At 35.0% G+C, this 811-nt stretch carries 1 protein-coding gene; it reads left to right on the top strand.

Annotated features, from left to right (window positions below; genetic code table 11):
• Nucleotides 1–811 (top strand): RNA-guided endonuclease TnpB family protein (locus GPK60_RS08905; protein WP_215659400.1); only part of this gene is annotated, 811 nt, incomplete at both ends.

Genomic DNA, 811 nt, shown 5'->3' with positions numbered 1-811 from the left:
TTCAAGGAACACGCAGGTTATCCGAAGTTTAAGAGTAAACACGATAATCATAAGTCATATACAACAAATTTTACGAATGGAAATATAACAGTAGATTTCGGGTGCAATAGAGTAAAACTGCCTAAATTAAAAGGAGTAAAAGCAAAACTGCATAGAAATTTTATCGGACAGATAAAATCAGCAACGATATCACAAGTTCCGAGTGGAAAATATTATGTATCAATTTTAGTGGAAACAGAACACGTGGAACTGCCACATATAAATCAAAATACAGGAATAGATTTAGGTGTTAAGGAGTTATGTATTACTTCTACTGGAAAGAAATACGAAAATCCAAAAATCATCAGAAAATACGAAAAGAAACTGGTGAAACTGCAAAGGCAGTTAGCCCATAAAGAGAAAAGAAGCCAAAATTACTGCAAAACAAAGAAAAAGATAGCATTATGCCATGAAAAAATAACAAATACCAGAAAAGATTACCTGCACAAGATGTCCCATGAGATCATCAGCGAAAACCAAGTGATAGTTTCGGAAGATTTGCAGATAAAAAACATGGTAAAAAACCACCGTTTGGCAAAGTCTATAAGTGATGTATCATGGTATGAGCTGACAAGACAGTTAGAATATAAGGCAAAGTGGAATGGCAGGAAATATGTCAAAATAGATAGATTTTATGCCAGTAGTCAGCTGTGTTCCGTCTGTGGATACCAAAATACAGAGACAAAAAACCTGTCCGTAAGGGAATGGACATGTCCTGTCTGTGGAACAAATCATGACAGGGATATCAACGCAGCAAAAAATATACTGGAAA

The organism is Ruminococcus sp. MCC718 (genome assembly GCF_018783905.1).
Lineage (GTDB): Bacteria > Bacillota > Clostridia > Lachnospirales > Lachnospiraceae > Hominisplanchenecus > Hominisplanchenecus faecis.
This window is presented reverse-complemented; position numbering and strand designations above follow the sequence as displayed.